10 protein-coding genes are annotated in these 9,347 nt (G+C 36.9%); 7 read left to right on the plus strand and 3 right to left on the minus strand.

What is annotated here, in order from left to right:
• The first annotated feature begins 199 nt into the window (after positions 1-199).
• The 4 genes from tsaE to tsaD are packed head-to-tail and all read left to right on the plus strand — an operon-like array spanning position 200 to position 2,819.
• On the plus strand, positions 200-673 hold the full coding sequence (tsaE, locus tag GFJ36_RS01165) for a tRNA (adenosine(37)-N6)-threonylcarbamoyltransferase complex ATPase subunit type 1 TsaE (protein WP_000049636.1): 474 nt from the start codon (positions 200-202) through the stop codon (positions 671-673).
• Positions 654-1,346 (plus strand): tRNA (adenosine(37)-N6)-threonylcarbamoyltransferase complex dimerization subunit type 1 TsaB, encoded by a 693-nt coding sequence (gene tsaB, locus GFJ36_RS01170; RefSeq protein WP_048542995.1) that lies wholly within the window; start codon positions 654-656, stop codon positions 1,344-1,346. The genes tsaE and tsaB overlap by 20 nt, the downstream gene beginning before the upstream one ends.
• 13 nt (positions 1,347-1,359) lie before the next feature.
• Positions 1,360-1,803, plus strand: coding sequence for a ribosomal protein S18-alanine N-acetyltransferase (rimI, locus tag GFJ36_RS01175; protein ID WP_000367200.1), 444 nt, complete (start codon positions 1,360-1,362; stop codon positions 1,801-1,803).
• Positions 1,803-2,819, plus strand: a complete 1,017-nt coding sequence (gene tsaD, locus GFJ36_RS01180) for a tRNA (adenosine(37)-N6)-threonylcarbamoyltransferase complex transferase subunit TsaD (protein WP_000414582.1) — start codon at positions 1,803-1,805, stop codon at positions 2,817-2,819. Before rimI ends, tsaD begins: the two co-directional genes overlap by 1 nt.
• 407 nt (positions 2,820-3,226) lie before the next feature.
• On the opposite strand, the gene GFJ36_RS01185 is transcribed toward tsaD, so the two are convergent.
• The gene (locus tag GFJ36_RS01185; RefSeq protein WP_215559077.1) at positions 3,227-5,161 is read right to left on the minus strand and encodes an ABC-F family ATP-binding cassette domain-containing protein; all 1,935 of its coding nucleotides are present in this window, start codon (positions 5,159-5,161) and stop codon (positions 3,227-3,229) included.
• Between the two features lie 187 nt (positions 5,162-5,348).
• Here GFJ36_RS01185 and GFJ36_RS01190 point away from each other — a divergent pair, with 187 nt between their 5' ends.
• Complete coding sequence (locus GFJ36_RS01190) at positions 5,349-5,978, plus strand: redox-sensing transcriptional repressor Rex (RefSeq protein ID WP_000437704.1); 630 nt, start codon at positions 5,349-5,351, stop codon at positions 5,976-5,978.
• A 29-nt stretch (positions 5,979-6,007) separates the two neighbouring features.
• Here GFJ36_RS01190 and GFJ36_RS01195 read toward each other — a convergent pair whose 3' ends face one another.
• Both GFJ36_RS01195 and GFJ36_RS01200 read right to left on the minus strand, forming a co-directional pair.
• Positions 6,008-6,199 carry a YdiK family protein gene (locus GFJ36_RS01195; protein ID WP_001246201.1) on the minus strand — a complete coding sequence of 64 codons (192 nt, stop codon included), beginning with the start codon at positions 6,197-6,199 and terminating at the stop codon, positions 6,008-6,010.
• Positions 6,196-6,945, minus strand: a complete 750-nt coding sequence (locus GFJ36_RS01200; protein ID WP_097891679.1) for a CPBP family intramembrane glutamic endopeptidase — start codon at positions 6,943-6,945, stop codon at positions 6,196-6,198. The genes GFJ36_RS01195 and GFJ36_RS01200 overlap by 4 nt, the downstream gene beginning before the upstream one ends.
• Before the next feature lie 401 nt (positions 6,946-7,346).
• Here GFJ36_RS01200 and groES point away from each other — a divergent pair, with 401 nt between their 5' ends.
• Both groES and groL read left to right on the plus strand, forming a co-directional pair.
• Entirely contained in the window at positions 7,347-7,631 is a 285-nt protein-coding gene (groES, locus tag GFJ36_RS01205) for a co-chaperone GroES (protein ID WP_000917306.1), read from the plus strand.
• Between the two features lie 38 nt (positions 7,632-7,669).
• Entirely contained in the window at positions 7,670-9,304 is a 1,635-nt protein-coding gene (gene groL / locus GFJ36_RS01210; RefSeq protein WP_001029984.1) for a chaperonin GroEL, read from the plus strand.
• Positions 9,305-9,347 lie beyond the last annotated feature (43 nt).

The following is a 9,347-nucleotide window of genomic DNA, read 5'->3' on the forward strand; positions in this document are numbered from 1 at the left end:
GGTTCGACCCCGGTCGGGACCGCCATTTTATATAAAGAAAAGAACGAAACATGTTGTTTCGTATTTTTTTATTTGTTTTAACAAAAAACTAATAAAGACAGTCAAACTATCCTTAGGAAAACTCCTAAGGACTTTTTTATATATTCAAAACCTGTATAATAAAGAGCAGAGAACATTGTGAGTAAAGTAGGTGAAGTCTGTGAGTAAATATGAAATAACAACAAACTCTTCTGAGGAAACACAAAGATTATCAGAAAAACTAGGTGGACTTGTCGGGGCACAAGATGTAATTATTTTAGAAGGAGATCTAGGGGCTGGTAAGACAACTTTTACAAAAGGACTAGCAAAAGGTCTTGGAGTGAAAAGAGTTGTAAATAGTCCTACCTTTAATATTATTAAAGAATATAAAGGGAGATTGCCGCTATATCATATGGACGTGTATCGCTTAGCAGAAAGTGAAGAGGACTTAGGTTTTGATGAGTATTTCTACGGTGAAGGAATTACCGTAGTAGAATGGGCTCATTTAATAGAAGCATTTTTACCGAATGAGAAGTTACAAATTAGTTTATTCCATGCTGGAGATGATACAAGGAAAATTGTACTCGAGCCAATTGGAGATCGATATATTAGATTATGTGAGGAGCTATTACAAGATGAAAGTACTAGCAATTGATACTTCAAATTACGTAATGGGTGTATCCCTTATTGAGGAAGGAAACGTAATTGGGGAAATCATTACAAACTTAACAAAAAACCATTCTGTACGTCTTATGCCAGCTGTAGAGAAATTGTTAAAAGAATGTGGTGTAAAACCGAAAGAATTAACTAAAATAGTTGTAGCTGCTGGACCTGGATCATATACAGGTGTTCGCATAGGTGTGACAGCTGCAAAAACATTAGCTTGGTCACTTCAAATACCAATTGTAGGTGTATCAAGTTTAGAAGTAGTGGCTGCAAACGGTGCTAATTTTGATGGATTAATCTGTCCTTTATTCGATGGAAGACGCGGACAAATTTATACTGGGTTATATACATATGAAGGAGAGCATTTAACTTCTATAGAAGAAGACCGAATCATCCTTATTGTAGACTGGTTGCAAATGTTAAAAGATACAGGAAAGCCTGTTTTATTTATTGGTAACGATGTTAAACTGCACAAAGAGACGATTATCGAACATTTAGGCAACCAAGCTGTATTTGCTCCCTTCACTAAAAATAACCCAAGACCAAGTGAGTTAGCTTTCTTAGGGTTACAAAAAGAAGAACAAGATGTACATTCATTTGTTCCTAGTTATCTTCGTTTAGCTGAAGCTGAAACAAAGTGGTTAGAAAGTCAAAACAAGTAGGAGCTTGCAGAAGATGGATATGATATTTAGGAAGATGGAACTCGATGATATCGCTCAAATTGTAGCTATTGAAGAAGCGTCTTTTTCAACTCCTTGGACTGCAGATGCCTTTCACCGTGAGTTAACGACGAATGAACATGCACATTATGTTGTGCTAGAAAAAGATGGTCGTGTAATTGGGTATTGTGGATTGTGGATAATTATTGATGAATCACATATAACAAATGTAGCTATTTTGCCAGAATACAGAGGTCAAAAGCTAGGGGATGCTTTATTGAAAGAAGTTATTTCCGAAGCGAAAGATTTAGGGGTAAAAACGATGACGCTTGAAGTACGTGTATCAAATGAAGTAGCAAAACAGTTATACAGAAAATACGGATTTCAAAATGGTGGAATTCGTAAACGATACTATGCAGACAATCAGGAAGATGGTCTCGTAATGTGGGTGAATATATAATGGAAAAAAATACGATTATACTTGGTATTGAAACAAGTTGTGATGAAACAGCAGTAGCAGTTGTTAAAAATGGAACGGAAATTATTGCGAATGTCGTTGCATCACAAATTGAAAGTCATAAACGTTTTGGCGGAGTTGTACCAGAGATTGCATCCCGTCATCATGTAGAAGAAATTACAGTTGTGTTAGAAGAAGCTTTAAAAGAAGCAAATATCACATTTGATGATATTGATGCAATTGCTGTAACAGAAGGACCTGGGTTAGTAGGAGCGCTTTTAATAGGGGTAAATGCAGCGAAAGCAGTGGCTTTTGCACATGATATTCCTCTAGTGGGTGTTCATCATATAGCTGGGCACATTTATGCGAACCGTTTAGTAAAAGAAGTTCAATTCCCACTACTATCACTTGTTGTATCTGGTGGACATACGGAGCTTGTTTATATGAAAGAACATGGTTCATTCGAAGTGATTGGTGAAACAAGAGATGATGCAGCTGGAGAGGCATATGATAAAGTAGCTCGAACATTATCCATGCCATATCCAGGTGGTCCTCACATTGATCGCCTTGCACATGAAGGGGAACCGACAATCGATTTGCCTCGTGCATGGCTAGAACCTGATTCGTATGATTTCAGTTTCAGTGGATTGAAATCAGCAGTTATCAACACTGTGCATAACGCGAAACAACGCGGGATAGAAATTGCACCGGAAGATTTAGCAGCAAGTTTCCAAGCGAGTGTAATAGATGTGCTTGTAACGAAAGCATCTCGTGCAGCAGAAGCGTATAACGTAAAGCAACTGCTTCTTGCTGGTGGAGTAGCTGCGAATAAAGGACTTCGCGCACGTTTGGAAGCGGAATTTGCGACAAAAGAAAATATCGAGCTAATTATTCCTCCACTATCTTTATGTACCGATAATGCAGCGATGATTGCAGCCGCAGGTACAATTGCATATGAACAAGGAAAACGTGCTACATTAGCTCTAAATGCAAATCCAGGATTAGATATTGAAGAATAGTTATGCACAAAATTAACCACAGCTTGTGGATAAAACCCATATTATCTGTTGATAATGTGGGTTTTATTGTGTATATAAAATGTTGATAACTTTTTTGGGAGTTGTGGATAATGTGGAAAAGTTATTTTGGGGTTTATTTTATAAAGGTGGATATGTGTATAAACCTGTGGATAAAGCAGAAGAAGTCTGACCTTTGAATGTATTCTTTTTTGGGAAATAAATCGCAAGAAGATATCTCTAAAAAACATTTTGAAATGTGCCCTTATTATAGGGGCGAGCCAACATTGTCAAACTTTGTCGGTAAATCGGTATGTCGTGTCGAATCGTTTATACCCCAGCTAGAAGATAAAAAGGATGTCGCATAGTCAAAAATCCCGACTTATGAGACATCCTTCTTATTCATACTCTTATAAATGTAATTCTTCCCATTCTGCCATACAAGCATCAAGTTGCTCTTGTAGTATTTGCTTTTTCGTTGTAATTTCACTAGCCTTTTCATAATCTGCGTATATTTCTGGTAAGCAAAGTTGATCTTCTAACGTAGCAATTTCTTCTTCAAATTCTACAATATTTTGTTCTAGTTCCTCAATTTTTCGAGTGCGTTGACGTTCTAATTGTTTACGCTCTTTTTCTTCGAGATAATTTAATTTTTCTTGCGCTACAGTTTTTTGAACAGGTGCTTGGTTTTCTTGCTGTTCTTGTTGTTCAAATGCTGCACGTTCAATCATTTCATTTTTCTTCTCCACATAGTAATCGTAATCGCCTAAATACTCTTGTGCACCTTCTGTTGACAACTCAACAACGGTCGTCGTTACACGATTAATAAAGTAGCGGTCATGTGAAACAAATAGAAGGGTGCCTGGATAATCAATTAAAGCATTCTCCAAAATTTCTTTACTATTTAAATCAAGATGGTTCGTAGGTTCATCGAGAATTAATAAATTTGATTTTTGCATCATAAGTTTTGCAAGAGCTAATCGAGCTTTTTGTCCACCACTAAGAGAAGATACTGGTTTTAGTACATCATCCCCTGTAAATAAGAAGTTACCTAATATCGTGCGAATTTCTTTTTCGGGCTGCAATGGATATTCATCCCATAACTCATTTAAAACTCGCTTAGAAGATGTTAAGTTTGCTTGTTCTTGATCATAATAACCAACAGATACATTGGATCCGAAAGAAACATCACCATTTAATAGTGGTAACTTATTCACAAGTGATTTTAATAATGTGGATTTTCCAATTCCGTTTGGACCAACTAAAGCAACGCTATCCCCGCGAGTTAAGCGCATAGTTACATGTTCAATAATCGGATCATCATCATAGCCGATAGTTGCATCCTTTACTTGTAAAACATCATTTCCACTTTGTTTTTCGATATCGAAGTGGAAGGATGCTGACTTAGAATCACCTAATGGTCTAGTCAATAATTCCATTCTATCTAATTGTTTACGACGGCTTTGAGCACGTTTTGTCGTAGATGCGCGCGCTATATTTTTTTGAACGAAATCCTCAAGCTTAGCGATTTCATCTTGTTGTTTTTCATAACGTTTCATGTCTTGCTCGTATAATGCTGATTTTAAGTCTAAATATTTACTGTAGTTACCAACAAATCGTCTGCTTTCTTTATTCGAAATTTCATATACTTGTGTAACGAGTTTATCTAAGAAATAACGGTCATGGGAAACGATTAGTATTGCGCCAGGATAGCCTTGTAAATATTGTTCAAGCCATGTTAATGTTTCGATGTCTAAATGGTTTGTAGGCTCGTCCAAAATAAGTAGGTCTGGTTTCGTTAATAATAATTTACCAAGAGCTAATCGTGTTTTTTGTCCACCGCTTAATGTAGAAATCGTCGTCTGGTGCGTTTCAACTGGGAAGCCAAGACCACTTAAAATCGAGCGAATATCTGCTTCATATTGATATCCACCTTGATCTTTATAATCTAATTGCAATTGGTCATAATCAGCTAATAATCTTTCATATGTAGCCTCGTTTGAAAAGTTTTCTTCTTTTCCCATCTCTTGCTCTAGCCTTCGAAGTTTTGTCTCCATTTGCTGCAAGTGTGTAAAGACGGTTAACATTTCATCCCAAATTGTTAAAGACGTTTCTAACCCGGTATTTTGAGCTAAATATCCGATTGAGACATCTTTTGGTTTTATAATTTCGCCACCATCATGAGATAGCTCACCAGCTATTATTTTTAATAGTGTAGATTTTCCGGCCCCATTTCGTCCGACTAATGCGATACGATCTTTCGTTTGAACTTCCAATTTTATGTTTGCAAGAATCGTTTCGGCACCGTATAATTTCGTAAGCGCGTTTACTTGTAATAAAATCAATGTTTTCACCTCAAATAATTTCTTAACTTTGCCATGTTTATATTTCTCAATCATACTAAAAATAGTGTATAGTTTAAAATAAAGAGAGAATACTTCTTCTCTTTATTATACAGGGAAATTCATGAGTGCTAAACTTCTGTATTTGATTCAAGTATATGAATAAAGATAGGAAGAGAGGAGAGGTTATATGGAGCAGCAAAAAATTCCACAGGCCACTGCCAAACGATTGCCTCTATACTATCGATTTATCCAAAACTTATCTCTTTCTGGTAAGCAACGTGTTTCATCAGCCGAATTGAGTGAAGCGGTAAAAGTTGATTCCGCAACGATTCGAAGAGATTTTTCATATTTTGGAGCGTTAGGGAAAAAAGGTTATGGATATAACGTAAATTATTTATTATCATTTTTCCGTGAAACACTCGACCAAGATGATATAACACGTGTAGCACTTATTGGAGTAGGTAATTTAGGGACCGCTTTCTTACATTATAATTTCACGAAAAACAATAATACAAAAATTGAAATGGCGTTTGATGTTAGTGAAGAGAAAGTCGGGACAGAAATCGGGGGCATTCCTGTATATCATTTAGATGAATTAGAAGAACGTTTATCAACTGATATACAAGTGGCAATATTAACAGTACCCGCTACAGTAGCACAATCTGTAGCAGATAGATTGGCAGAAACGAACGTGCATGGTATTTTAAATTTCACACCAGCGCGCTTAAATGTGTCAGATAATATAAGAATTCACCATATTGATTTAGCGGTAGAGTTACAAACACTTGTTTACTTTTTAAAGAATTATCCACAATAAAACGCAGAGGAAGCGACCTCTGCGTTTTATTATTGTTTTTTCTTTGTGAATTTAACTAAGATAAGGCGAAGTGCCAAATTAAAATCAATTGTTGCCATAACTGCAAATAGTATTGTCCACATATTCCAGATTGTATCTGTTACGTTCGTAATGGCGAAGCGTGTAAAGATACATCCTAGAAGGAAGTACAATGCAGCCATGAACAATGGTGAGTTCCTCATACTAAAAATCCTCCGATAAAGCCTTGCATTTTTTCAGCTTCTTTAATCATTTCTTGAATTTGTTCATTGCTCATTAAAACTTGAGCAAATGCAACTAATGTATTCATTGCAACATGAGCTGCGATAGGGACGATAATACGCTTCGTTTTTACATATAAAAAGGCGAATACGAGTCCCATAGAAGTGTATACCAATAAGTGAGTGAAATCAAAATGAATTGCTGCGAATACAAGAGAACTAATGATAGCAGCAATAAAGAAGTTAAACTTCTTATAAAGTGTACCAAATAAAATTTTTCTAAATACGATTTCTTCCAAAATAGGTCCTATTATAGAGATAACGATAAGGAACCAAGGTGTCGTTTTTGCGATATCCATAAGTCTTGCTGTATTTTCTGATCCAGGTTTAATTCCTAATACACGCATTTCTATCATACCGGCAATACTTTGTGAGAAAAATGCTAGGAAGAACCCGATAAAAATCCAACCAATCGTAGCTGGAACAGTAGAGCGCATTGTATCTAAACGTCTGTCACGAATATCTGTTCTAAGTAACCAAAGTACGATACATAATGCAATAAAGAAGCTAATGATTGCCCAGTGGCCAGTTATGAGTTGAAATTTCTCTTCTCTAGTAAATCCCCTGTTATCATAAAGTCCAGTTTTCAGCAGAAGTGGTAATCCAGCAATGGATGATAACTGCATTAAAATGTATGTAACGATAACCCACCAATATTGTTTTTTCAAATGGTTTAACCATCCTTTCTAACTCTAGTGTATGAGATAAGGTAGGATAACATGTAAGTATGCTACCTACGATATAAACCTCGCTTAAATTATGTTTTTTTCGTAAATCCTTATTTGAAATTATAATAGAAGACAGGAGAAAGTTGTGTGTATAGCGAAAACAACTTAGGGTGTCCTTTCATATTGTAACATACGAGTAGGGGAAACAACGATTCATATAGTAAAGGTAGAAGAAGAGGGACTCTATATAGAAAAGTGTATAGCTTAATTTGCGAAAAAATTATGATTTTTTTACTTGCAAAAGAAATTGAGATTATTTATTATTATAAGTGTGTTAGCACTCGGGTGACTTGAGTGCTAATAAATAAAATTTACATAACAAAATGAGGAGGTTATTGTTCATGCTAAAGCCATTAGGTGATCGCGTTGTAATTGAGCTTGTTCAAGCAGAAGAAAAAACAGCAAGTGGTATTGTATTACCAGACACTGCAAAAGAAAAACCACAAGAGGGTAAAGTTATTGCAGTAGGTACTGGTCGAGTGCTTGAAAATGGTGAGCGTGTTGCTCTAGAGGTAGCTGCAGGTGATCTTATCATCTTCTCAAAATATGCAGGTACTGAAGTAAAATATGAAGGTACTGACTACTTGATTTTACGTGAAAGTGACATTTTAGCAGTTATCGGTTAATTATATAAATCTTAAAAAATTCAAGGGGGTCAATTATTATGGCAAAAGATATTAAATTTAGTGAAGAAGCACGTCGTTCGATGCTTCGCGGTGTCGACACTCTTGCAAACGCAGTAAAAGTAACGCTTGGACCAAAAGGTCGTAACGTTGTACTTGAGAAAAAATTTGGTTCACCACTTATTACAAATGATGGTGTAACAATCGCAAAAGAAATCGAATTAGAAGATGCATTCGAAAACATGGGTGCAAAATTAGTAGCAGAAGTTGCTAGCAAAACAAATGATGTAGCTGGTGACGGAACAACAACTGCAACTGTATTAGCACAAGCTATGATTCGTGAAGGGCTTAAAAACGTAACAGCTGGTGCGAACCCAATGGGTCTTCGTAAAGGTATCGAAAAAGCTGTTACTGCTGCAATTGCAGAATTAAAAGAGATTTCTAAACCAATCGAAGGCAAATCTTCTATCGCACAAGTAGCTGCCATTTCTGCAGCTGACGAAGAAGTAGGTCAATTAATCGCTGAAGCAATGGAGCGCGTTGGTAACGACGGCGTTATTACTTTAGAAGAATCTAAAGGATTTACAACAGAATTAGACGTAGTAGAAGGTATGCAATTTGATCGTGGATATGCATCTCCTTACATGATTACTGATTCTGACAAAATGGAAGCAGTTCTTGATAACCCATACATCTTAATTACTGATAAGAAGATTTCTAACATCCAAGAAATCTTACCAGTATTAGAGCAAGTGGTACAACAAGGTAAACCACTTCTTATCATCGCTGAAGACGTAGAAGGCGAAGCTTTAGCTACATTAGTAGTGAACAAACTTCGTGGTACATTCAATGTAGTAGCTGTTAAAGCTCCTGGATTTGGTGACCGTCGTAAAGCAATGCTAGAAGATATCGCAATCTTAACTGGTGGCGAAGTAATCACTGAAGAATTAGGTCGTGACTTAAAATCTGCTACAATTGAATCTTTAGGACGTGCTGGTAAAGTTGTTGTAACGAAAGAAAACACAACTGTAGTTGAAGGTATCGGAAATTCACAACAAATCGAAGCTCGCATCGGTCAAATCCGCGCGCAATTAGAAGAAACTACTTCTGAATTCGATCGTGAAAAATTACAAGAGCGTCTTGCAAAACTTGCAGGTGGCGTAGCAGTAATTAAAGTAGGTGCAGCAACTGAAACTGAGTTAAAAGAGCGCAAACTTCGCATTGAAGATGCACTTAACTCAACTCGTGCAGCAGTAGAAGAAGGTATCGTTGCAGGTGGTGGTACTTCACTTATGAACGTATACACGAAAGTAGCTTCTATCGTAGCTGAAGGCGACGAAGCAACAGGTATCAACATCGTACTTCGCGCGCTAGAAGAGCCAGTTCGTCAAATCGCAATCAACGCTGGTCTAGAAGGATCTGTAGTTGTAGAGCGTCTAAAAGGCGAAAAAGTAGGCGTTGGTTTCAACGCAGCTACTGGCGAGTGGGTTAACATGCTTGAAACTGGTATCGTAGATCCAGCTAAAGTAACTCGTTCTGCACTTCAAAACGCAGCATCTGTTGCAGCTATGTTCTTAACGACTGAAGCTGTAGTTGCTGACAAGCCAGAACCAAATGCACCAGCAATGCCTGACATGGGCGGCATGGGCATGGGCGGTATGGGCGGAATGATGTAATTCCGTTTGCTCGAAAAACATCCATTTCTATATAGAAATGGAT

This window comes from Bacillus sp. EE-W1 (assembly GCF_009760835.1).
GTDB classification, from domain to species: domain Bacteria; phylum Bacillota; class Bacilli; order Bacillales; family Bacillaceae_G; genus Bacillus_A; species Bacillus_A wiedmannii.